The following is a 21,872-nucleotide window of genomic DNA, read 5'->3' as shown; positions in this document are numbered from 1 at the left end:
GGATTGTTGCTAAGCGAAGTTTTCGACGAGCTTTGCGGCCTCTTGTTTGAGGCGTGCGAGATCGTCCTCCGTGAAGCCTTCGTGTGGCTCATAGTCCAAGAGGACCAGTGCGCCGAGCGGGGTGGTGCCGTTGGCGACCGTTAACGGCACTGCCGCGTAGAAGTCTATGCCGTTGGTCACCAGATATGAGTTGTCGCCGATGCGCTCGTCCGGCGTTGCTGCGTGGACGATCAGTGGAGCGTTGTCGGAAACGACAAGCTGGGTGAGCTTGGCAGCATCGCCATCGTCGAGGTGACGGTCATCATCGATAAGATTGATGAGCGCTGCCGGGACGCCGAAGCGCTCGGCAATCGCGTCAAGTTCCTGACCCAGAGCATCATCGCCGCGACCAAGACCGGCGAAGGGTTGCGGTACTTCTTCCCAAGGCTCAATGGTTTTTGGTGTTGCCACTTCCGAGATGCCATCAACGGCGGAGTGGAAGTCGCGGTAGACGTTGTCGACATGGAGCGAGTCTGCGGTTTCGTCGGCAGCAAGCGCATTGGTGACAATGGCGATGAGGCGCACATTGGGGCTCATGCGGCGGATACGGCGCGCGACATAGCGGCATTGAGCGCGTACATCGCGTCCCATGAACACCAGAACGAGGGTTTCGACCGGATCGAGGTCTAGGCGGCCAATGGATTCCTGACGGATCGCGCCGGGAGGAAGAATGGTGGCGGGGATGGTCCGCTCAGCCAGCTCTAGACCGATGAGCCGCGCGGCCGCTTCGTCAATCTCGGTGCGGCCGCCCACGATGAGGACGGAGGCATTATCGGCAAACTCATGTTCGAAGACGTCGGCAATGACGGTTTCAAACGAGGTGATGAGCTGGCGACGCTGGGGCAGGGACTCTGGGCGGTCTGACAGCTCGGTTGTTCCCAGGCGCAGAGCCGGGAGCATGACATCGGCGATGAGCGCGGCGCGGCCATTTTCTTCGAGATAGTCGTCGCTGAGATCAATCGCGTCTTCGGTGTCGCCCTTGAGCATGCGCTGGTAGAGGCGTTCGGCGGGCGAGAGTACGGGTTCACTGCCGAGAAGGGTTTCGAGGAATTGGAACTGCGGCAGGTGTCGCCCGATCACGACGAGGCACACGGTCATGGGCGTGGCGAGGATCAGGCCCACCGGACCCCAGAGCGTGGCCCAGAACATGGCGGAGAGCAGAATGGCGAGCGGGGAAACGCCCGTGCTGGTGCCATAGAGGCGCGGTTCGATGACGTTGGCGGTGGTGAGGTCGATGATGAGGAAGAGACCGACCGACATCAGCAGCATGTTCCAGCCCGGATCGACCGCGAAGGCGAGGGCGAAGGGGAGCACGGCCACGATCAGCGCGCCAACGAAGGGAATGTAGCGGAACAGCACGATCATCATGCCCCAGAGCGGGGCGCTAGGTACACCGATGAGCCAGAGGCCAATGCCGAAGATAACGCCATAGGTGATGTTCACGCACAGCTGGATGATGAGATAGCGGCCAACGCGACGGCTGGCGTCGGTGATGGCGAGATTGGTGAGCGAGTAGCGACCGGCGCTGACGAGGCGAATGAAGCGATCTTGCAGATCTGCACGGCCCATCAACAGGAAGATCAGGAACACGGTGACGATGGCAATGGTCGCGACAGGGCCAACAATAGAGCCCATCACCGAGGTGACAATGCTTAGGGGCCCCAGTTCATTGGAGATGGAGACCGGGATCGGCTTCATCTGGCCGGCAACGGCTGGCGCGTCGCTACTGCCGCCGAAGCCTGCGCCGATATTGGAGATCATGCCATTGAACTGATCCAGCCATGTCAGGCCGCTGAACTGGCTTTGCAGGCCTTCAATCTTACCTTGAATGGTCTGGCGATAGCCCGGCAGTTCTTGCGCCAGATGGGCGATTTGCGAGCCAGCGAGGAGCGCAAAACCGGCCAAAAGGGTCATGGCCAAAAGGACGGCCAAAATAACCGCGACAGGGTCGGGAAGACCCAGTCTGCGATTGAGCATGGACACGACCGGGTTGAGGGCAAACGCGAGAAGGATCGCCAAAACCAGAGGAACAAAAATGCCTGCGCCGAAGAAAAGCAATGCGGCTATGAGGCAGAAAGTGGCGACGCTTTCAAAAGCGGAGGGGCGACGTGAATGCGTCGCGGGAGGCGTTAGAAGTTCTGACATGCTGACAATCCCTAAGTGTCAGCATAACAAAGGCGTGATGACTTCGTTCCGCTTAATCTAAGTCAATTCTGGCGCGCCGAGCAGAAGTGATCGGCGCGCCAACTTGGCGTTTTACTCTGTGGCTTCTGGGCCGATAGTGAGAACTGTTGGCGTTGCGCTAAAGATGCGTTTGGCGACGGCCTGTACGCGTTCCGGTGTTACCGCCTCAATCAACTCGGTGCGGGTGTCGACGTAATCGAGGGGCAGGTTCAGCAATTGATTGCTGACCATGGTGCCGACGAGACCGCCGGTGGACCCAAGATTGTTGATGGCGTAGGAGCCGACCAGATAGCGCTTGTAGAGATCAACCTGCTCTTGGGTCGGGCCCTCTTCGGCGATCTGCTTGAAGATGTCATTGATCAAAGTATGCGCTTCGACCGCTTTTTGAGGCTCGGTGGAGGTGTCAAACGTGATGAGGTTGGAATAGCGGAAATTGGCTAGGCCGCCGCCGACCCCATAGGACAGGCCGCGCTTTTCACGCACTTCGGTGTTGAGGATGGAGCTGATCCCACCACCTGCCAGCATCTCAACGAGCACCTGAGCCGGGTAATAGTCCGGGTCTTCGATAGCGATGCCTGGATAGGTGATACGGAGGCTCGTTTGGGGGAGCGGATAGGTCACGGCGAGAGTTTCGCCAATGTTGAGCTCGGCGGCTTCAACCGTTGGCAGGGTGCTCTTTTCAGGCAGAGAGCCAAAAGCCTTGTCGATGATCGCGCCAGCTTCAGCTTCGGTCACAGCACCGATGATGCCGATCTTGAGCGCGTCGCGCGAGAGACCGGCCTTGTAGAAGGCGCGCAGATCATTTGGCGCAATTGCGGTCAGAGTTTGCTCGGTGCCAATAGCAGGGCGGGCATAGGGGTGGTCGCCATAAATGGCGGCGTTCCACAATAGCGAGGCGCGATAGCTCGGGTCTTCAGCGTTGCTGCGAATGTTTTCAATGGCGATGCGGCGCACGCGATCGAGATCTACTTGCGCGAAGCGAGGCTCATTGAGCACTTCGGCCATGAGGTCAAAAGCCTCATCGGCGTGGTCGCTGGTGGTGCGGGCGCTGCCCCAGAAGTAATCTTGGTCAGCAGAGAGCTGGAGTTCGAGCCCAACCTCTTCGACCTTGGCGGCGAGTTGGTTGGGGTCGAGCTGCGCGGTGGCTTCGGTCATGACTGCGGCGGTGAGGCCTGCAACGCCTGCCTTGTCGGCAGGCTCATGGGTTGCGCCGGCTTTAAAAGCGAAGGCCATGGAGATGATGGGGAAGGTCTGATCCTCCACCATCCATGCGGAGATGCCGCCGGGCGTGGTGAACTGCTTGAACTTGGATTCAGCGACAGCCGGGAGCGTGAGCGTGCCCAACAATACTGGAGCGAGCAGGGTGGCGAGACGGGCAGATTTGGTCATTGGGAAGGCGATCACTGCGCTGTCTCCTCGGTTACTGGGGCCAAGCTTGGGGCGGGTTCTGCCGGGGCAGGCGCATCACCTGTTTCAGCTTTGGCCTTGGGCAGGAGATATCCCCTGACTGAGATTTCGGGGCGCAGGTATTTTGCAGCGACAGCCTGAATATCGGCCGAGGTGACGGCGCGGATTTGGTCGGGACGCTTATTGATCTCGTCAATGGTCATGCCGTTGACGAGCCAAGAACCATAGTAATCGCCCACACCCTCAGCACTATCGAGGCGGAAGATCATATTGCGCAGATAGCGGTTTTTAATGCGTTCCAGCTCGGCATCGGTGACGCCGTTTTCGATGATCTTTTCGATTTCGCCATAGGCTTTGGCTTCGAGCGCGCTGAGGTCAACGCCCTGCTGGGGCGAAGCGGTTAGGCTGAACCGGCCATAGTCGTAAGCGCCACCATCGTAATAGGTAGCAGCATAAGAGGCGTCGCTGGAATTGATATAGAGTTCCTGATTGAGACGGCTCAGAGTGCCGTTGCTCAGGATGGCGCTGAGAACGTCGAGTGCCTCCGCTTCGCCCGGTTCGGCGGTGCGGTAAGAGGGCACAATCCAAGACTGGATAAAGCTCGGCGTTGACACGCGGTCATCCAAAAGGGTCACCGTGCGCGTGGTTTCTTGTGTTGGCTCTTGCGGGCGAACACGCTCCGGCAGGTCTGGCCCGCGCGGAACTTTGCCATAGGTTTCTTCAGCCAGCTTGAGCGCTGCATCGGGGGTTACGTCTCCCGCAATCACAACGATTGCATTGTTGGGAGCATAGAACCGCTCATAGACACCGAGAGCATCTTTTTGATCGAGCTGCGTGATCTCGTGGGCCCAGCCGATAATCGGGATGCGGTAGGGGTGGTTCTGGAAGAGTGTGGCGTCGATCTCTTCAGTCAAAACACTGCCGGGGTCGAAGTCGACGACTTGGCGGCGCTCGTTCTCAACAACGGAACGCTCAGAGGCAATCACTGCTTCGGGCAGAAGCAGATTGCGCATGCGGTCGGCCTCAATCTCCATGATCTGTGGCAGCACACCGGCTGGCACGGTCTGGAGATAGGCGGTGGTGTCATAGGTGGTGAAGGCGTTGTGGTTGCCGCCGGATTCGCTGACCAAACGATCAAGCGTGCCACCGGGGAATTTCTCGGTGCCCTTGAACATCAAATGTTCAAGGAAGTGGGCAATGCCGGATTGACCGGTGGGATCATCGGCTGAGCCGACTTTGTACCATGCTGTTTGTGTGACGACGGGTGCACGGTGATCGGGAATCACCACCAGCTGCAGGCCATTATCCAAGGTGTAGTGATTGATATCAGGAATGATCTGGAGATCTTCGGCAAATGCCGGTGACACCAGAAAAACAGAGATAAGGGGCCAGGAGATGGTCCTGTTCATTGACTTATAAGCTCCGACTTCAAATTACGCCGACATTCCTAGCAAGCGCGGCATTTGGCTTTTGCTGCGGCGGTTGCTTAGCTGGTGGGTATCACTTAAATGAGGCACAAATTTCCATTCGAGGAACGCGGCGATGGCCAGACAGTTCATTTATCACATGCACGGCATGTCCAAGGCTTACGCCGGGGGCAAGAAGGTTCTGGATAACATCCACCTCTCGTTCTACCCCGATGCGAAGATCGGCATCCTTGGCCCGAACGGCTCGGGTAAGTCGACCCTTCTCAAGATCATGGCCGGTATCGACACCGAATTCACCGGTGAAGCCTGGGCAGCCGATGGCGCCAAGGTCGGCTATCTTGAGCAGGAACCACAGCTCGATCCAAACCTCGACGTCCTGGGCAATGTCATGCTCGGCGTTAAGGAGAAGAAGGCTGTCATCGACCGTTATAACGAGTTGATGATGGACTATTCGGACGAGACCGCTGACGAAGCGGCCAAGCTCCAGGACGTTATTGACAGCCAAAACCTTTGGGATCTGGAAAGCCAGGTCGAAGTGGCTATGGAAGCCCTTGGTTGCCCTCCGGGCGACTCTTCGGTGGCCAACCTTTCGGGTGGTGAAAAGCGCCGCGTGGCTCTGTGCGCGCTGCTGCTCTCCAAGCCAGATCTGCTGCTGCTCGACGAACCGACCAACCATTTGGACGCTGAAACGACCGCATGGCTCGAACGTCACCTTCGTGAATTCGAAGGCGCAGTGCTGATCATCACCCACGATCGCTACTTCCTCGACAACGTGACCGGTTGGATTCTCGAACTCGACCGTGGCCGTGGCGTGCCTTACGAAGGCAATTACTCCGCTTACCTCGATGCCAAGGCCAAGCGCTTTGCGCAGGAAAAGAGCGAAGACGCAGCTCGCGCCAAGGTTCTGGAACGCGAAAAGGAATGGATGGGCATGTCGCCTCAGGCACGCCAGTCCAAGTCCAAGGCGCGTATCAAGGCCTATGACGAACTGGTCAAGATCAACGATGCGCGTACCCAGTCGCACACCGCTCAGATCATCATTCCGCCAGGCGAACGCCTCGGCCACAATGTTATCGACGTTGAAGGCATCTCCAAGTCGTTTGGTGATCGTCTGCTCATCGACAACCTCTCGTTCAAGCTGCCTCCGGGCGGTATCGTGGGGATCATCGGGCCGAACGGCGCGGGTAAGACCACGTTGTTCAAGATGCTCACCGGTCAGGAAAAGCCAGACTCGGGCACCATCACGGTCGCTGAAAACGTTGACCTTGGTTATGTCGATCAGAGCCGCGATGCGCTCGATGGCAATAAGACCGTCTGGGAAGAAATTTCTGGCGGCGACGACGTTCTGATGCTCGGCAAGCGCGAAATGAACTCGCGCGCTTACACCTCCACCTTCAACTTTAAGGGTGGCGATCAGCAGCAGAAGGTTGGCAATCTTTCGGGTGGTCAGCGTAACCGCGTTCACCTTGCAAAGATGCTCAAGGCGGGCTCGAACGTTCTCCTCCTCGACGAACCGACCAACGACCTCGACACCGAAACCCTTGCAGCGCTTGAAGAAGCATTGGAAGAATTCGCAGGTTGCGCAGTGATCATCAGCCACGATCGTATGTTCCTCGATCGTCTGGCGACCCACATGCTGGCCTTTGAAGGCAACAGCCATGTTGAATGGTTTGAAGGCAACTTCCAGGACTATGAAGCGGACAAGGTCCGTCGTCTTGGCGCCGATGCTGTCAACCCGAAGCGCGCGACCTACAAGCCGCTGACCCGCTAAGTCTTTTCAAGACGAGCAACACATTCAGCCGGTCCCGAATTTCGGGGCCGGTTTTTTGTTGGATGAGCTACTCAAGTTGACATATCTATAGGTGGTTGACAGAATCGTAATATTGCCATTTCAATAGCGACTGTTGAAACGACGGATTCTATAAAATGAAGCCTTGGGAATTTCATCCAGACCTGACTGCGGATCGTCTAGAAGTCGTTGCAAGGCTTATTGCTCTGGCGAGAGACATGGTGGTTGATCGTCATGAGCCGTCTATCGGGGATGATGACTGGGTGCTCGGATGCCGCGCATTTCGTTCTTCATGTCACATGATTACTAGCTTTTCTGAGCAGGAAGACGTGAATTGGCTGTCAATTGTAGATCCTTCGAAGCGTTTTGTTTTTCGCTTAGGCTCTATTCCTCTACGATTTTATAGGGGAGATCCTGAAGATCAGAATCATCGCGTTAAAAACGTCTCTTTCCCAGAGCTTCGCCAGTTAAGTCTTGCTTTTGATACGCCCGACCTTTTGGATGTTACTGTTCGCATCGCCATTGAGACGGATGCCGAGGGCGCTGCACTGGCGATTTTTTGCGTTGGTTCCCATGCTGACGAGATCCTATTTAATTGGAACATTCCTTTCAGCTCGCCTATTGATCTTCGAACTGCGCCAGAACATACGGGGGCTGTCGAGCTTGGCGCTCCGCCGGTCGGTGAACGCGAAGCGGACGAAGTCGAGCTTGGCGCTCCGCCGGTGGGTGAGCGCGAGGCGGACGAAGATGATAATCAGGATAATGATGATCATGAGGACGGGAATAAAAGTGCCTAAATGAACCAGTTGGCTACATTTTCAGCCGACCAACTGAGACTCGTGCGCATGTGTAGAGGGTGGTCTCTCGACGAGCTTGGGCAGAAATGTTTAGTCAGTAGGCAGTATCTTCATCAGCTGGAGAGTGGGATCAAACTCCCATCTTCTGAGTTCATTGCGGTACTCGCGGCCGAGCTAGGGGTGAAACCCGAATTCTTTTCGATGAATGCGCAAAACCAAGTGAGAGTAGAGCAGGTCCACTTCAGGAAACAGGCCACGACGCCTCTATATATTGCTTCTCAGGTAGTTGCGCGAGGAACGATGATGGATCGGCTAGTCGAAGTGGTGGAACGACACCTTCGGCTGCCTGCTGTAAACTTCCCGCGCGTCCAAGTTGAGAATTTCCATGACGTTGAGCGAGCTGCGCAAAATGCTCGTGCAGTCTGGGGCTTGGGTAGCGACGCCCCTATCACCAATGTCATTCGTGTTGCAGAAAACGCTGGAGCAGTAGTCACTCATTTTAGCGGGCTTTCTGAACGGGTGGATGCATTGTCTATGGACCGGCCGCGTCCAATAATTGTGCGAGGTGACGCGAAGGCAAGTTTAGCTCGACAGCGTTTTGATATAGCGCACGAAATCGGGCATCTGATTATGCATCAGGGGTTAGTGACCGGTGATGCTGTTACGGAGCGGCAAGCTCACCGTTTCGCAGGCGCCTTTATGATACCGGCAAAGCAGTTTGAAATAGATTTCCCTCTCACCAGTAGGATCGACTGGAACGCGCTCTACAGAATGAAGCTGAAGTGGAAACTGTCGCTGCGCGCAATCATCCACCGGGCATTCGATCTAGGTCTGATTTCCCCGTCTCAGTATCGGTCTGCAAACATCCATCTGATGAAGACAGGTCAGTCTAAGGTTGAGCGATACGACGACGAACTGGCGCTTGAAGTTCCCGAATTGATGGTCGCCGCTATGAGGCAAATTACCTCAAAGCCTGGAAGATTGAAGTCGGTTCTGGATGAGTTGGGTATTTCCTCCGATATGCTGATCACCATGATTGGTGATGAGTGGATTGATGCAGGGGGCGCGAGTAACGTTGTGCCTTTCTCGAAACCATCTGCGCCATAGCAAATTCAGCCGGTCCCGAATTTCGGGGCCGGTTTTTTGTTGGATGAGCAACCCCGGCGAGGCTTGGCCTCGATAAAAGGGGTGGTGAAAAGGGTGAGGTTTCCGCCTCGCCGGAGTGACAGACCATCCTCACCTCTGGGCGATCTGGCCAATGACGAGGCCCGTCATCGCAAGAAGCTGTCGCCCAATTGCGCTGCCGCATTTGGGCTTGGCTGTGGCAGCGCTGGCAGCGGCCGCCACGATCTTGGCCCTAGGGTATCACGCTGACTACCAGGTCCAGAGGTTGGATCAGCAATGGGCGACCCCATTGCGTCTGCCGTTGCGTCCCGTTCACTCGTCATGACCGTGCTCATGGGCGCAACGGGCATGAAACTAACTTAGGTTATGTCGGCGGGGATAAGTCTAGAAAAGTTCTCCGGCCTCCACCTAGAGAAAAACGCAGTGTTCTCTTCATTGGGCCTTAAGCAATGTGAGGGAAAGCTGCTCTTGTTTGCCGGTTTCCTCCGGCAGTTCTGCTTCTGACGGGAACCAATGTCAGACGTAAACGTCTTCCGGTTTGGGACTATTTTTGTAAGGGGCTGACGCGCGCATGGATGTGACGGTCTTTTCCCGCGTCTTTGAGGCGCTCCCCAGTCCCTACCTCCTTCTCAATCGCGAGCTGCGCATTTTGGCTGTGAACGCGGCCTATTTGGAGGCCGCCGAACGCAAGCGCGAAGACGTCGTGGGGCGCATGGTGCTCGAGCTGTTCCCGAATTCGGGGGAAGGGCGCGTCAAGCTCCAGCAATCCTATGAGCGCGTTTTAGAGACGGGGCTGCGTCAGACACTGCCCTATCTGCATTATCCCATCGCTGGCGCGGACGGCACGATCCGCGAAAAATATTGGACCGCCGTTCAAGTGCCTATTCTGGGCGAGGATGGCGAGGTGCAATATATTCTGCAACAGGCCTCGGACGTGTCCGAGCTGGCCCATGCCGATCCGGACGGGACCTTGGCATTCGCAGCGCTTCCGGCGGCGTCGCAGTTGATCGAGCGCACGCGGGAGACTGAGAAAACAGCTGATGAATTTCGGCGGCTGTTTCAGCAGGCTCCGGGCTTTGTGGTGGTGGTTTCCGGCCCGAACCACGAAATCAAATTCGCCTCTGATGGGTTCGCGACGATGGTGAACAATCGCGCGACGGTGGGGATGGCTGGCGCAGACGCTCTGCCGGAAATGATCGAGCAAGGGTTCTTCCTGTTGCTCGACCGGGTCTATCACGAAGGCTATTTCCATAGTGCCGAGGCGGCGAAGGTGATCATCAACAATGATCCGAGCCAGCCTCCATTGGAACGCTATCTCGATTTCACGTTCAACCCGATCAAAGATCGTGACGGCCATATCTCCGGGGTCTTCGTGCATGGGATTGATCGCACCGAGGCGGTCAAAGCGCAGCGGCGGCAGCGCCTGCTGATTGATGAGCTGAACCATCGGGTCAAGAACACGATGGCGACGGTGCAATCGATCGCGCGGCAGACCCTGCGGACGACCGATGACCTCGATACGGCGCGATCAAACTTTGAATCTCGGCTGATTGCGCTCTCAAAGGCGCATACGATTTTGAGCCAGCGCAGTTGGCGCGACACGGAAATCGGCCAATTGGTGCGCGAGGAGCTCTCGGCGTTTGACGATGAGCGCGTGCGCTATGGCGGGCCGATCATCCCGATCAATGCCAAGTCGACGATTGCGCTGGCGTTGGTGTTGCATGAACTGGCGACCAATGCGGCCAAGCATGGCGCTCTGTCCTCGGCCGATGGTGTGTTGTCGGTCAGTTGGGAGCAGGGCGCCAACACGGAGTTGATGATCAACTGGGTGGAACGCGGCGGCCCACGTGTGGCGGAGCCGACGCGAACCGGATTTGGCTCGCGCCTCTTGCGCACAGTCGTGACCGGTGAATTGGGTGGGACGCTCAACCAGCGTTATGCCGCTGAGGGATTTTCGGCACTGTTGTCGGTGCCCCCCGCGGCCTATGGCGCGCAGGAGGGCGATTTTGGCTAATCCATCCGGCAAGATTTTTGTGGTTGAGGACGAAACGCTCGTCCTCTTCAATCTCGAAGACATTTTGGAGGATTTGGGGTTCACAATCGTGGGTGAAGCGATGTGGATCGACCAAGCCCAATCGCTGGCGGCGTCGGTTGAACAGCCCGATGCTGCGATATTGGACGTCAATATTGGTGGTTCCTCGGTGTTCCCCGTGGCGAAGATTTTGGCCGACCGTGGGGTGCCGATCCTCTTTGCAACGGGGTACGGACGCGAGGGGCTGTCGGCGGAATGGCAGGACAGTCCTGTGGTTTCAAAGCCTTACACTCAGGCCGACATTTCGAACGCGCTTAACACCCTGCTCAAGCTCAATTAAGGGGCTGTTTTACCATTGCGGCAGGAGGATGCGAAAACCCTTTGAGGCCGCTGGACTTTCTACGGTAAGCTGTGCAAAACCACCGCGGTTGCGGAGCCTTGGCTTTCTGGGGGATTTGATGAAGAGGTTTTTGACGGGAGCGGCATTGCTGTTCAGCTGCGCTCTCGCAGTGCCCGCGCTGGGGGCTTCTGGGGAATGCTCTTTGACTGGCTACGACAGCTTCGCGTGTGACGTGGCAGTCGACGGTGGCGGCATTACCTTTGCTCTGCCAAACGGCGACACTTTCGTTTTCGCCCATGAGGCCGATGGCGCTGGTCCTGGCTATGTGATCGCGGCGGATAGTCAGCCCGGTCGGTCGCCCGCACAATTGGGGCGCTTTTTTCCGGTAGCGGATCGAGACGGTTGCTGGTTTGCGCCGATCAAAGAGATTACCTTCTGCGCCAGTATCGCAGAGTGAGTTCCTAAAATGACCGCAGAACCCTTTTCTATCGACATTGGTGGCGCAACCATCGAGGGGGTAGAACAGGGGGACGGGCTCCCGATCATTTTCCTGCACGCCGGTGTTTGCGACAAACGCATGTGGGCCGAGCAGATGAGCGCGGTGGCGGATGCCGGTTGGCACGCCATTGCTTATGACCGCCGTGGCTATGGCGAGACCACCAGCGCCGACGAAGCCTTCAACCATCTCGACGATCTCGAAGCCTTGCTCGACGCGCTCGATATTCACGCGGCGCTGTTTGTCGGCTGCTCGATGGGCGGTGGCCTCGCCATCGACTTTGCGCTGGCGCATCCGGGACGCGTGTTGGGTTTGGTGCTGATTGGGACTTCAGTGACAGGCGCGCCATGGACGGCGACGGCGGAAGAACGCGCCATTGAAATGGCCGAAGAAGACGCATGGGATCGCGGCGATCTCGACATGCTCAATAAGGTTATCACTCATCAATGGCTGGATGGGCCTCGGGCGAAAAGTGGCCGTGTGAGCGGGGATGCGCGGGCGCTGTTTATGGAGATGAACGGCACTATTTTGCGTAAGCCGGAGCTGACGGGAGAGATCGCGCGGCCAAAGGCGTGGGATCGCACAGAGGATGTGACGGCGCCAGCGCTGCTGATCGTTGGTGATGAGGATTTTACGGCGCTGGTTGAGCGACACGAAACCCTCTCGGAAACCATGCCCAATGCATTTGCCGTGGTGCTTGAGGGCGTGGCGCATATTCCAAGCGTTGAACGGCCGGACCTGGTCAATTCACTGCTCTTGCAGTTTTTGGACGTGCTAAGCGGGGTGGATGACGAAGATGAGGACGAGGACGCGGTTTAGGCGTTCGCGTTTGAGGGTTTCGTCCCCCCACCCTCAATCCCTCCCCTCTAGGGGGAGGGAGGCAGATCGGGTGTGTGGCGAGGCTGGTGTGACACCTTCCTTAATCCAGCCAGTTGAGCGTAGCAGTCATGGCTGTCTACCCCCCGATCATCTCATTGGGGTGGTTTGACTTCGGACGGTGGCGGACATACCCCCACCTAGCCTCCCCTTGGTCGGGGGAGGGACGATAGCGAGTGTGCCGAAGGTTTGAGTTAGACGGGAATAATGCCGTCGAAATGCTTGCCGACTTGGTCGGTGGGGATGTTGGTCAGGTCTTTGTCCAACTCGGCGATAATGGTCTTTTTGACGTGCTCGGACATCGCCTTGCGCAGATTGCCCAAGGCAATCGGGGCGGCGGCGATGACGAGGCGTTGGAATTCGTTTTTGAGAGCGCGCTTATCGAGGCGGGCGGCAACTTCCTTGATGAAATCGGCTTCGCGCAATTGAGCGGGGCTTTTGTCTGAGGTTTTGCCCTTGCCCTCTTTATCGGTGTTGATGTCTTGCGCTTGCAGGGGCTCTATCGACCAATCGAGTGCGCCAATTGTGGTGAGACCCTTATTGGGGCCGTTGTATTCGACAACGCGGGCTTGCGTGCCGTTGGCAATCAGGATCCAGGTGACAGTTTTCATCTGTTTCTCCTCTCTATGGTCCCGCGTTCAAGTGCGGTCACTGAGTACAACGTGGGATAGAGTCAAAAGTTTGCCAAGGGTGGCAAAGTTTATACCGGAGGCGCGCGGGGCCAATTGATGGCGTGCTGTGAGCCTGTTACTGCCAAGGGGCACGGGTCCGTGCCGGGGTAGTTCTATGTCTTCGCCAAATCGTGTTCGTGGTCCACAGCCTGCCAAGGCGAACGACAATAGTGGGGTGCTGGCGGCGGTCGGGGCCTATTCCACCTGGGGCGTATTGCCGGTGTTGTTCCACTTTCTTGAGCCCGCGGGCTCGGTGTTGGTGGTGGCAGAGCGGGCGTTTTGGTCGGTGCTGTTTGTTGGGCTCTTGCTCGCCTTCACCACTGGATTTGGAGAGGTCAAAGCGGTTTTGGCCAATCGGCGGACCTTGGCGGTTTTGGCCAGCTCGGCGCTGCTGCTGTTTGGCAATTGGCTGATCTATGTGTGGGCGGTCGAAAGCGGGCAGGTGCTGGAGGTCAGCTTTGGCTACTTCATCAACCCCATCGTCAACGTCGCCATTGGCATCGCGCTTTTGGGAGAAAAACAGAACCGCGTACAGTATTCGGCGATTGCGGTGGCGTGTCTCGCGATTGCTATTCAGTGGGTGGCACTGGGGAAGGTGCCCCTTGTCGCGCTCAGCCTGGCCCTGAGTTTTGCGGCCTATGGCTATATCCGCAAGACGGCACAGGTGGGCTCAACTTCAGGGCTGTTTGTCGAGACGATTGTTGTTTCGCCCATCGCCATGGTGCTGGTGGGGCTTTATTTTGCGGCGAACGGGGCGGGGGTTCATGCGGACCCTAAGCTGATGACGCTCTTGGTCTTGACCGGTCCGGCGACAGCTTTGCCGTTGATTATGTTTGCATATGGCATTCGTCGCTTGCGCATGACGACCATTGGCATGCTGCAGTATCTCTCACCATCGATCACCTTTGTGCTGGCGATTACCTATTTTGGTGAGAGCATTGATCCGGTCCGATTTGCCAGCTTTGCCCTGATCTGGTTCGCCTTGGCGATCTACTCGTGGGACGGTTTGAGACGCTACCGGCGCAGCAAGGCCTAGGCGGCGGTTGGCGGTTGCGCCTGGCGGATCTGGTGAGCAATGGCTTCAAAGGTTTTGCCAAAGGGCGTGGCTTCGCGCCAGACGAGCCGCAACTGACGGGTTGCGGTTGGGTCATTGAGCCGATGGACCGCAATGCGCGGGTTATGGCCTTCTTTGCGCATCGCAATTTCAGGCAGCAGGGTGACGCCCTGACCTGAGGCGACGAACTCCACAATGGTAGAGAGCGAGGTCGCGGAAAACGTGCTCTTGCCACGGCCCGGCAGGCCGCAGGCGGCAATGGCCTGATCGCGGAAGCAATGGCCCTCATCAAGCAGCAGCATGCGTTCAGGCGCGATGGTGTTAAGCGAAACCGGCTGCTGAACGATTTCATTGCTGGGCGTGGCCAGAACGAAGTGATCTTCAAATAGGGCATGAACCACAAGGCGTGGGCCGGTTTGCGGTGGCTCGGTGGCGATCAGCGCGAGATCAAGACGTCCGTCTTGGACGCTGGTGAGCAGATTATCTGTTTGCGCTTCGGAAATCGCAAAGCGCAAATCGGGCATGGTCTGGCCGAGCGCCGGGAAGATTTCGGGCAGCAGATAAGGCGCGACCGTGGGGATAAGACCAAAGCGGAGCGGGCGATCTGGGCGGTCCGCGTGACGCAAGGCGAAAGCGTCGAGCGCTTCCGCACTGCGGAGGGCCTCTTCGGCGAGCAGAACGAACTCTTGACCGAATGGGGTGACGCGAACGCCGGTTTTCAACCGGTCGAACAAAGGCGTGCCACACAGCGCCTCTAGGGCGAGGATCTGTTGAGACAGGGCAGGTTGGGTGACTGCGCAGGTTTCCGCAGCACGGCCAAAATGGCCAGCGCGGGCGACTGCAACGGCGTAACGCATCTGTTTCAACGAGATTTGCATGATAAGATAATCTTATCATGATTGGTAGAATTATCAATTGGCCTTATGGCGTGCGAATCCGTATATGTGGGGCCAATAAAAAGGAGCCCCGCTGTGGAAGATAACGTATTCCCTGACCAGAAAGACGCAGCACCGGCAGGCAAGTGCCCGGTGAATCATGGCAAGCAGCAGACCGGTACGCAGAACCGCGACTGGTGGCCAAACCAGCTCGACCTCTCGGTCCTGCACCAGCATTCTGCTCAGGCGAACCCGCTTGGCGAAGAATTCGACTACGCTGAAGAGTTTGCAAAGCTCGACTACGAAGGCCTCAAGGCAGACCTTCGCGCGCTGATGACTGACAGCCAGGAATGGTGGCCAGCCGACTGGGGTCACTATGGCCCGTTCATGATCCGTATGGCTTGGCACTCCGCTGGCACCTACCGTGTTCAGGACGGTCGTGGTGGCGGTGGCGAAGGCCAGCAGCGTTTCGCGCCGCTGAACTCTTGGCCAGATAACGTCAACCTCGATAAGGCCCGCCGTCTGCTGTGGCCAATCAAGCGCAAGTACGGCAACCGTATTTCCTGGGCTGACTTGTTCATCCTGACCGGTAACGTTGCGCTCGAATCCATGGGCTTCAAGACCTTTGGTTTCGCTGGCGGCCGCGTTGACACCTGGGTTCCAGAACTGGACATCTACTGGGGTCAGGAAGGCGAATGGCTTTCGGACGCTGAGCGTTACACCGGCGAGCGCAAGCTCGACGACGCCCTCTCGGCTGTGCAGATGGGCCTGATCTATGTGAACCCAGAAGGTCCGGCTGGTAACGCCGATCCGCTGGATTCTGCTCGTGACATTCGTGACACCTTCGCCCGTATGGCGATGGACGACTACGAAACCGTTGCGCTGATCGTTGGTGGTCACAGCTTCGGCAAGACCCACGGTGCGGGCGACGCATCGCTGGTTGAAGCGGAGCCAGAAGGCGCGCCAATCGAAGCACAGGGCCTCGGCTGGAACAGCAAGTTTGGCTCGGGCAAGGGTGCAGACACCATTTCGTCGGGTCTCGAAGTCATCTGGACGCAGACCCCGACCCAGTGGAGCAACAAGTTCCTCGAAAACCTTTATGGTTTTGAATGGGAACTGACCACTTCGCCAGCTGGTGCAAAGCAGTGGACGCCAAAGAACGGCGCCGGTGCTGGCACTGTTCCGGATGCGCATATCGAAGGCAAGAGCTGGGCTCCAGCGATGCTGACCTCCGATCTGGCGCTCCGCATGGACCCAGCTTACGACAAGATCTCCCGTCACTTCCTGGCGAACCCAGATGAACTGGCTGATGCATTTGCGCGCGCTTGGTTCAAGCTGACCCACCGTGACATGGGCCCGAAGGCTCGTTACCTCGGCGCGGAAGTTCCATCGGAAGAACTGATCTGGCAGGACCCGCTTCCAGCGCGTGACTTTGCGCTGATCGACAATGCTGACATCGTGGCTCTTAAGGGCGACATTGAGGCTGCTGGTCTTTCGGTATCGGCAATGGTTTCGACCGCTTGGGCTTCGGCTTCGACCTATCGCGGTTCGGACATGCGTGGTGGTGCAAACGGCGCTCGTATCCGTTTGGCGCCGCAGAAGGACTGGGCTGTCAACCAGCCAGAACAGCTGGCTGAAGTTCTCACCGCCCTGGAAGAAATCCAGGCTGAGTTCAACGAAAGCCAGACCGGTTCGAAGCGCGTTTCGATTGCTGACCTGATCGTTCTGGCCGGTGTGGTCGGTGTTGAACTGGCAGCGCTCGACGCTGGTGTTGTTATCGAAGTTCCGTTCACCCCGGGCCGCGTAGATGCGTCCGACGAACAGACCGACGCTGACAGCTTCAAGTGGCTTGAGCCAACTGCTGACGGCTTCCGCAACTACTACCTCAAGCAGCGTCTGGCTCCAGAATCCGCACTGGTGGATCGTGCACAGCTGCTCGGCCTTTCCGCTCCGGAAATGACCGCACTGGTTGGTGGTCTGCGCGTGCTGAAGGCTGGCGTCAACGAACACGGCGTCTTCACCGACAGCCCAGAAGCGCTGACCAACGACTACTTCGTCAACCTGCTGGACATGTCCACCAAGTGGACCCCAGCTGGCGACAACCTCTACCAAGGCGTTGATCGTGTGACTGGCGAAGCGCGTTGGACCGCGACCCGCGCTGACCTGATCTTTGGTTCGCACAGCCAGCTGCGCGCAATCGCCGAAGTGTATGGTCAGGCCGACAATGCTGAGAAGTTCGTTCGTGACTTCGTAGCGGCTTGGACCAAGGTGATGAACGCAGACCGTTTCGATCTGCGCTAATCGCTAGAGCTTTGCTCTGAATATAAAGGCCCCGGTGCTCAGCATCGGGGCTTTTTTGCTTCTAATCGGTGCGTTTTAGCCAGCCAGCCATGCGCTGCCACACAGTGGCTGAAGGCGTGTCGGGTGGTGCTGAAGCGTCACATGAATAACGCTCTGACATTTGTTTGATGGCGCCGTTCGATCTGGCGCTAATCATGGCGCTCCAAAGGGGTGTATTTCCATAGTCGTGATTGGTTTTGGTCATGATCACTCCTTTGTGGTATTTGCGTTTGAGTGATGAAGACTATTGTGTGATTGTTAGCTCACTGTTTGATTTTTGAATTTTGTTTGTGATGGGGTTGGTTTTTAGGAGGGGGAATGCCTTCATACGAAGGTGTTGATTTTGAAACTTCGATGCGGTCGGCACGACGTGCGGATGGCTGTGTCGTGGTGTTCACCCGACAAGAACGCACCTTGCTGCTGACCCTGACACGGAAGGCAGGGGCCGTGGTGACCCGGAGTGAGTTGGCTCAATCCCTCAGTCAAACTGGTCGCGAGGCGGGCGAGCGGAATGTCGATTTTCTCGTCAATAAGCTACGCCGGCATTTGCAGGACGACGCAAGGGAGCCCCGGTTTGTCGCCACGCAATATGGCGAAGGCTATGTGTGGGTGGCGCAAGAGACGCGCAAAACTTCAGACGCATTTCTCGTGCTTGGACCGCTTCAAGGAGAGGTGGGCGCGCCTCTGGCGCAGGAGCTTGTCGCCCAACTCCATCGGCAACTCACCAGTATTCTCGGACGCGGCCGCGCTGTGGTCATCGACGCGAGTGGTGGGGGACAGGGGCAACATCAATATGGCTTGGCGCTGGCCTGTATTGCCGATGAGGGGCGCGTTCATGGCGTGCTCACGCTGACCGGTCACGATAGTCCGCGTGCTTTGGCCTGCGTGCGTCTGGTCGTTGAGCGGGGTCATGCCTTGCCAAAAGCGATTGAGTTGGCGCGTTGGGTGCGGAGCGCCATTTGGCAAAATATGGCCCAACCCGACCATACAGCGCCGATCAGCGCGAGCGATGTTCCTCTGGAAATCCGCTTGAGTCAGGCGAACCGCGCGCTCATGGCGCCTGTAGCGCATTGGCGAGTGGGCGAGCGCGAGCTCCAGGCAGCGCGGGGGCATGCGCCCGATGACTCAACTTTGGCGATGCTTTGGGCGTTCAATCGCATGGTGCAAAGCATTGATTGGCCCCCGGATGCGGCTCTGTCTGCGCCGGGCGCAGTGGAGGCTTTGCAGGATGAGATCGAGAGCCTTGTTTTAGGACATTTGCAGGCCACGGAAGACAATCCGTTGTTGAAGTTGGCGGCCGCCAAGATGTTGTTTTTCATCAATCGCGGTCATCATGAATTTGCAGAGCAATTGGCCGAAGAAGCGTTTGCGGAATCGACCGCTTTCGCCGCCGCCTATGCCACGCGGGCGCAGCTCTATATGTGTGCGGGGAAACTCGAGGAGGCGCTAAGGCTCTATGACCTCGGGCTGGAACTGGCAGAGTTTGGTACAGAGTTTTACGCCTATCTCCTGATCCTCAAATGCACCGCTCTTATGGCCGGAGGACGGCGCGCCGAGGTTCAGACGACAACGTTGGAATTGTTTCAGGCGTGGCCTCATGCCCAAGCCATTGCGTTGTTTTTTATCTCGCCCTTGCAGAGCATGACGCCCGAGCAAGAAACCATGCTGGCGGCATTAACGCCTGAGCGCGCCACGGCGATGATCCAGCACCTGTATTATACCTCAGCGCGTCATTTTCTATCTGTCGAGCATAGACGGCAGGTGCTGTCAGGGTTGACGGCGGTTTTGCATGAGCAGTTTCCTGAGCTTAACCTCATGCCGCCGGAAGTGCTCGCGGAACTCAATTTGCTACAATTTTATTCAAATGCTGGAGTGAAGCTTTAGCAGCCACAAGCAGATAGGGGTTCAATCTCTCCCAAAAAGCCACACTCGGAGATAGGGCGCATGGGCGAGAATGATAATGGGCAAAGAGCGTTCGCAAGTTTTCGCGTGTTGACGACCGAAAGCGATACGTCTGAACGCACGATGCTGTTTCGGAACATGGCGCAGCTGTTTTCGTTTGTGTCTGACCGCTGCGACGACGATCAGGTCAATCAGTATGACGAAGCGCTCTGCCGTTTGGCTGAATATGTCGAGATCGAAGCGCGGGCGCATGTCGCGAAAATTCTGGCTCCACTGGAGCGCGCACCCGGCACGGTGGTGCTTCGGCTCGCGAATGACGCGATCGAAGTGGCGCATCCTCTGCTCGAGTTCTCGACGGTTCTCAGTGATGACGATCTGATCGACATCATTGCCAACCAAACCGAAGAGCATCGCATCGCCATTGCTAGCCGCAATGGCGTCAATGAGCGGGTTGGGGAAGCCATTGTTGAGCATGGCGACGGCGCTTCGGTTGTGCGTCTGGTGCAAAACCCCAAGGCTGAGTTTGCGCGCGAAACGCTGGCGAAACTCATCAAGCGTGCCCAGCAGGACGCCGCGCTGGCTGACGATTTGCGCGGACGCAATGACATCGATTGGTCCTCGGTTCGCAACGAGATCGATGAGGCGTCTGAAAAGGTTCTGCAGGCCATTCCGCAAGCCAACGTGGCGCTCGATCCGGTTACGGCGAGCAAGATCAACGCGGTGGTTTACAACCGCTTGCGCGCTCGTGCGGGGTTCAATGCGCAGGAGTGGAAGGTCGCTTATAATCAGGTGAAGGGCTTGGCGGATCGCCGTCAGCTTGATGACCGGGCTTTGGCGCGATTTGCCCGCTTTGGCTATGGTCACCATTCGGCTGCGGGGATCGCGGTGATGCTCAAGGTCGGCCCGGAGATCGTGGTGCGCTGGCTGGCTTCGCAGGATTACGCAGCGCTCACCGTGGCGCTGAAGGCGCTGGGGCTGAACGCAGACCTTTATGAGGCGATTGTTGCCACACTGCCGTGGCGCGATCTGCCGTCTGAAGAAGAAAAGCGGATGGTTCTGTCGCGGTTTAAGGCGCTGGAGCTGGAAGACGCCAGAGAGATTTTCGCCCTCTGGCGCGCACATTCCTTTCGTAAGAAAGGCCCCAGCCTAGAGCGCTATTCGGCCTGAGTGGCCCGGCTTGGCTGAGCGAGTAGCTTGCCCATTTGTTGCATATCGTGACCTGCGGGTTCTTGGAAAACGCGCAGGTCGAACTCTGCCAGAATGGCATAGAGATGATCGAAGATGTCCGACTGGATAGCTTCGTAATTCACCCAAACCACAGTGTTGGTGAAGGCATAGAACTCCATCGGCAAGCCGGTGGAGGTGGGCTCCATCTGGCGCACCATGATCACCATTGAGGGGTGAATGTGGGGGTGGTTGCGCAGATACGCTTCAGCGTAAGCGCGGAAGACGCCGATATTGGTTGAGCGGCGCGTGTTCGCAGGGACTGTGGCGCGCTCGCCCAGGCTGGCGTTCCACTGCGCAATCTCCTCACGCTTCTTTTTGAGGTAGTTTTCGAGAAGGCCGATTGAGGCCAGACGATCGAGTTCGTCCTGGTTGAGGAAGCGGATGGAGCTTTGGTCGATATTGATGGCGCGCTTGATGCGACGGCCACCGGATTCCTGCATACCACGGTAGTTCTTGAACGGATCGGTGACGAGGCGGCGAATGGGGATGGTGGTGATGGTTTTGTCAAAGTTTTGGACTTTGACCGTATGCAGCTCGATGGCGAGAACATCACCATTGGCGTCCTGATTGGGCACTTCGATCCAATCGCCAACGCGGACCATGTCGGTGGACGAAATCTGAATGCCTGCGACCAGCGAGAGCAGCGTGTCCTGAAACACAAGGATCAAGACGGCGGCCATAGCGCCAAGACCCGAGAGCAGAATGACCGGGGATTGATCCATCAGCGTTGCGATCATCATCACCGTGGCGATGACATAGACCGCGATTTTGAGAACCTGAATATAGCTCTTCATCGGCCGAAGGCGGGCCTTGGGGCGGCGATGGTAGATAACGTCAACGACGTTGAGCACAGCCGAAATGGCGCGGGCCAGCATCAGAATAATGGTGGCATTGGCGACGTTGCGAATGGCGACGACGGCAACATCATGCAGGTTTGGCACAATGGCGATGCCGAGTGCGATGATCAGTGGTGGCGCGGCCTGGGAGAGGCGCTCAATGACATTCTGGCGGCTGAGCTCGGGGTCTTTGCCATAGGGCGTGAACTTGAGCAGGCGATGCAGAACACGCAAGAGGACGAGCTTTATCACCAGATTCGCTGCATAAGCGGCGAGTGCGAGCAGGATGAGCGCTATGCTTGTGCTGACCAGCGGGTGATTGTCGATCCACTCAAGTGGCAGCATAAAGACTCCTATCAGCGGGCATCCGCTGGAATACGGCGGTTTGCCGGGCGGGCCCTTCAAAAGGAACCGCGTGGCAGAATGACGGCAAAGGGGTTAAGAACAGGCTAGAC

At 57.5% G+C, this 21,872-nt stretch carries 18 protein-coding genes; 11 read left to right on the top strand and 7 right to left on the bottom strand.

Annotated elements, in window-relative coordinates:
* Positions 1–9: 9 nt before the first annotated feature.
* The 3 genes from JHL21_RS04695 to JHL21_RS04685 all read right to left on the bottom strand — a co-directional run bounded on the left by JHL21_RS04695 (position 10) and on the right by JHL21_RS04685 (position 5,039).
* Positions 10–2,184, bottom strand: coding sequence for an AI-2E family transporter (locus JHL21_RS04695; RefSeq protein ID WP_200212123.1), 2,175 nt, complete (start codon positions 2,182–2,184; stop codon positions 10–12).
* Between the two features lie 111 nt (positions 2,185–2,295).
* Complete coding sequence (locus JHL21_RS04690) at positions 2,296–3,627, bottom strand: pitrilysin family protein (RefSeq protein ID WP_200212121.1); 1,332 nt, start codon at positions 3,625–3,627, stop codon at positions 2,296–2,298.
* Positions 3,624–5,039, bottom strand: coding sequence for a pitrilysin family protein (locus JHL21_RS04685; protein ID WP_200212119.1), 1,416 nt, complete (start codon positions 5,037–5,039; stop codon positions 3,624–3,626). Before JHL21_RS04685 ends, JHL21_RS04690 begins: the two co-directional genes overlap by 4 nt.
* A gap of 133 nt (positions 5,040–5,172) precedes the next feature.
* Here JHL21_RS04685 and ettA point away from each other — a divergent pair, with 133 nt between their 5' ends.
* The 7 genes from ettA to JHL21_RS04650 all read left to right on the top strand — a co-directional run bounded on the left by ettA (position 5,173) and on the right by JHL21_RS04650 (position 12,455).
* Positions 5,173–6,828: an energy-dependent translational throttle protein EttA gene (gene ettA / locus JHL21_RS04680; RefSeq protein ID WP_169195123.1), complete on the top strand. Its 1,656-nt coding sequence runs from the start codon at positions 5,173–5,175 to the stop codon at positions 6,826–6,828.
* Between the two features lie 155 nt (positions 6,829–6,983).
* Positions 6,984–7,643, top strand: coding sequence for a hypothetical protein (locus JHL21_RS04675; protein WP_200212118.1), 660 nt, complete (start codon positions 6,984–6,986; stop codon positions 7,641–7,643).
* Positions 7,644–8,750 carry an XRE family transcriptional regulator gene (locus JHL21_RS04670; RefSeq protein WP_200212117.1) on the top strand — a complete coding sequence of 369 codons (1,107 nt, stop codon included), beginning with the start codon at positions 7,644–7,646 and terminating at the stop codon, positions 8,748–8,750. It begins immediately after the preceding gene.
* A 589-nt stretch (positions 8,751–9,339) separates the two neighbouring features.
* Positions 9,340–10,782 (top strand): sensor histidine kinase, encoded by a 1,443-nt coding sequence (locus JHL21_RS04665; RefSeq protein WP_200212116.1) that lies wholly within the window; start codon positions 9,340–9,342, stop codon positions 10,780–10,782.
* Positions 10,775–11,140: a response regulator gene (locus JHL21_RS04660; protein ID WP_248305962.1), complete on the top strand. Its 366-nt coding sequence runs from the start codon at positions 10,775–10,777 to the stop codon at positions 11,138–11,140. Before JHL21_RS04665 ends, JHL21_RS04660 begins: the two co-directional genes overlap by 8 nt.
* Positions 11,141–11,258: 118 nt before the next feature.
* On the top strand, positions 11,259–11,597 hold the full coding sequence (locus JHL21_RS04655; RefSeq protein WP_210338833.1) for a hypothetical protein: 339 nt from the start codon (positions 11,259–11,261) through the stop codon (positions 11,595–11,597).
* A gap of 9 nt (positions 11,598–11,606) precedes the next feature.
* Positions 11,607–12,455: an alpha/beta fold hydrolase gene (locus tag JHL21_RS04650; RefSeq protein WP_200212108.1), complete on the top strand. Its 849-nt coding sequence runs from the start codon at positions 11,607–11,609 to the stop codon at positions 12,453–12,455.
* A gap of 251 nt (positions 12,456–12,706) precedes the next feature.
* Here JHL21_RS04650 and JHL21_RS04645 read toward each other — a convergent pair whose 3' ends face one another.
* Positions 12,707–13,123: a host attachment protein gene (locus tag JHL21_RS04645; RefSeq protein ID WP_169195128.1), complete on the bottom strand. Its 417-nt coding sequence runs from the start codon at positions 13,121–13,123 to the stop codon at positions 12,707–12,709.
* Positions 13,124–13,298: 175 nt separating this feature from the next.
* Here JHL21_RS04645 and rarD point away from each other — a divergent pair, with 175 nt between their 5' ends.
* The gene (gene rarD / locus JHL21_RS04640) at positions 13,299–14,219 is read left to right on the top strand and encodes an EamA family transporter RarD (RefSeq protein WP_200212106.1); all 921 of its coding nucleotides are present in this window, start codon (positions 13,299–13,301) and stop codon (positions 14,217–14,219) included.
* Here rarD and JHL21_RS04635 read toward each other — a convergent pair.
* Positions 14,216–15,115, bottom strand: a complete 900-nt coding sequence (locus tag JHL21_RS04635) for a hydrogen peroxide-inducible genes activator (protein ID WP_200212104.1) — start codon at positions 15,113–15,115, stop codon at positions 14,216–14,218. The genes rarD and JHL21_RS04635 overlap by 4 nt on opposite strands.
* Positions 15,116–15,208: 93 nt before the next feature.
* Here JHL21_RS04635 and katG point away from each other — a divergent pair, with 93 nt between their 5' ends.
* Positions 15,209–17,413 carry a catalase/peroxidase HPI gene (gene katG / locus JHL21_RS04630; RefSeq protein ID WP_367948153.1) on the top strand — a complete coding sequence of 735 codons (2,205 nt, stop codon included), beginning with the start codon at positions 15,209–15,211 and terminating at the stop codon, positions 17,411–17,413.
* A 61-nt stretch (positions 17,414–17,474) separates the two neighbouring features.
* On the opposite strand, the gene JHL21_RS04625 is transcribed toward katG, so the two are convergent.
* Positions 17,475–17,657, bottom strand: a complete 183-nt coding sequence (locus JHL21_RS04625) for a hypothetical protein (protein ID WP_200212102.1) — start codon at positions 17,655–17,657, stop codon at positions 17,475–17,477.
* Between the two features lie 113 nt (positions 17,658–17,770).
* On the opposite strand from JHL21_RS04625, the gene JHL21_RS04620 reads away from it, so the two are divergent.
* Positions 17,771–19,336: a winged helix-turn-helix domain-containing protein gene (locus JHL21_RS04620; RefSeq protein WP_200212101.1), complete on the top strand. Its 1,566-nt coding sequence runs from the start codon at positions 17,771–17,773 to the stop codon at positions 19,334–19,336.
* Positions 19,337–19,396: 60 nt separating this feature from the next.
* Complete coding sequence (locus JHL21_RS04615; RefSeq protein ID WP_200212100.1) at positions 19,397–20,521, top strand: DUF2336 domain-containing protein; 1,125 nt, start codon at positions 19,397–19,399, stop codon at positions 20,519–20,521.
* Here the strand turns inward: JHL21_RS04615 and JHL21_RS04610 are convergent.
* Positions 20,509–21,762: a mechanosensitive ion channel family protein gene (locus JHL21_RS04610; protein WP_200212099.1), complete on the bottom strand. Its 1,254-nt coding sequence runs from the start codon at positions 21,760–21,762 to the stop codon at positions 20,509–20,511. The two genes, JHL21_RS04615 and JHL21_RS04610, sit on opposite strands and share 13 nt — an antisense overlap.
* Positions 21,763–21,872 lie beyond the last annotated feature (110 nt).

This window comes from Devosia sp. WQ 349K1 (genome assembly GCF_016595685.1).
Taxonomy (GTDB): domain Bacteria; phylum Pseudomonadota; class Alphaproteobacteria; order Rhizobiales; family Devosiaceae; genus Devosia.
Note: the sequence above shows the minus strand (reverse complement) of the source record. Positions and strands in the feature narration are given on the sequence as shown.

Bases quoted from the DNA above. Each gene is read 5' to 3' on its own strand.
- JHL21_RS04695 (WP_200212123.1), bottom strand. From the start codon at position 2,184: ATGTCAGAACTTCTAACGCCTCCCGCGACGCATTCACGTCGCCCCTCC.
- JHL21_RS04685 (WP_200212119.1), bottom strand. From the start codon at position 5,039: ATGAACAGGACCATCTCCTGGCCCCTTATCTCTGTTTTTCTGGTGTCA.
- ettA (WP_169195123.1), top strand. From the start codon at position 5,173: ATGGCCAGACAGTTCATTTATCACATGCACGGCATGTCCAAGGCTTAC.
- JHL21_RS04675 (WP_200212118.1), top strand. From the start codon at position 6,984: ATGAAGCCTTGGGAATTTCATCCAGACCTGACTGCGGATCGTCTAGAA.
- JHL21_RS04670 (WP_200212117.1), top strand. From the start codon at position 7,644: ATGAACCAGTTGGCTACATTTTCAGCCGACCAACTGAGACTCGTGCGC.
- JHL21_RS04665 (WP_200212116.1), top strand. From the start codon at position 9,340: ATGGATGTGACGGTCTTTTCCCGCGTCTTTGAGGCGCTCCCCAGTCCC.
- JHL21_RS04655 (WP_210338833.1), top strand. From the start codon at position 11,259: ATGAAGAGGTTTTTGACGGGAGCGGCATTGCTGTTCAGCTGCGCTCTC.
- JHL21_RS04650 (WP_200212108.1), top strand. From the start codon at position 11,607: ATGACCGCAGAACCCTTTTCTATCGACATTGGTGGCGCAACCATCGAG.
- JHL21_RS04645 (WP_169195128.1), bottom strand. From the start codon at position 13,123: ATGAAAACTGTCACCTGGATCCTGATTGCCAACGGCACGCAAGCCCGC.
- rarD (WP_200212106.1), top strand. From the start codon at position 13,299: ATGTCTTCGCCAAATCGTGTTCGTGGTCCACAGCCTGCCAAGGCGAAC.
- JHL21_RS04635 (WP_200212104.1), bottom strand. From the start codon at position 15,115: ATGCAAATCTCGTTGAAACAGATGCGTTACGCCGTTGCAGTCGCCCGC.
- JHL21_RS04625 (WP_200212102.1), bottom strand. From the start codon at position 17,657: ATGACCAAAACCAATCACGACTATGGAAATACACCCCTTTGGAGCGCC.
- JHL21_RS04620 (WP_200212101.1), top strand. From the start codon at position 17,771: ATGCCTTCATACGAAGGTGTTGATTTTGAAACTTCGATGCGGTCGGCA.
- JHL21_RS04615 (WP_200212100.1), top strand. From the start codon at position 19,397: ATGGGCGAGAATGATAATGGGCAAAGAGCGTTCGCAAGTTTTCGCGTG.
- JHL21_RS04610 (WP_200212099.1), bottom strand. From the start codon at position 21,762: ATGCTGCCACTTGAGTGGATCGACAATCACCCGCTGGTCAGCACAAGC.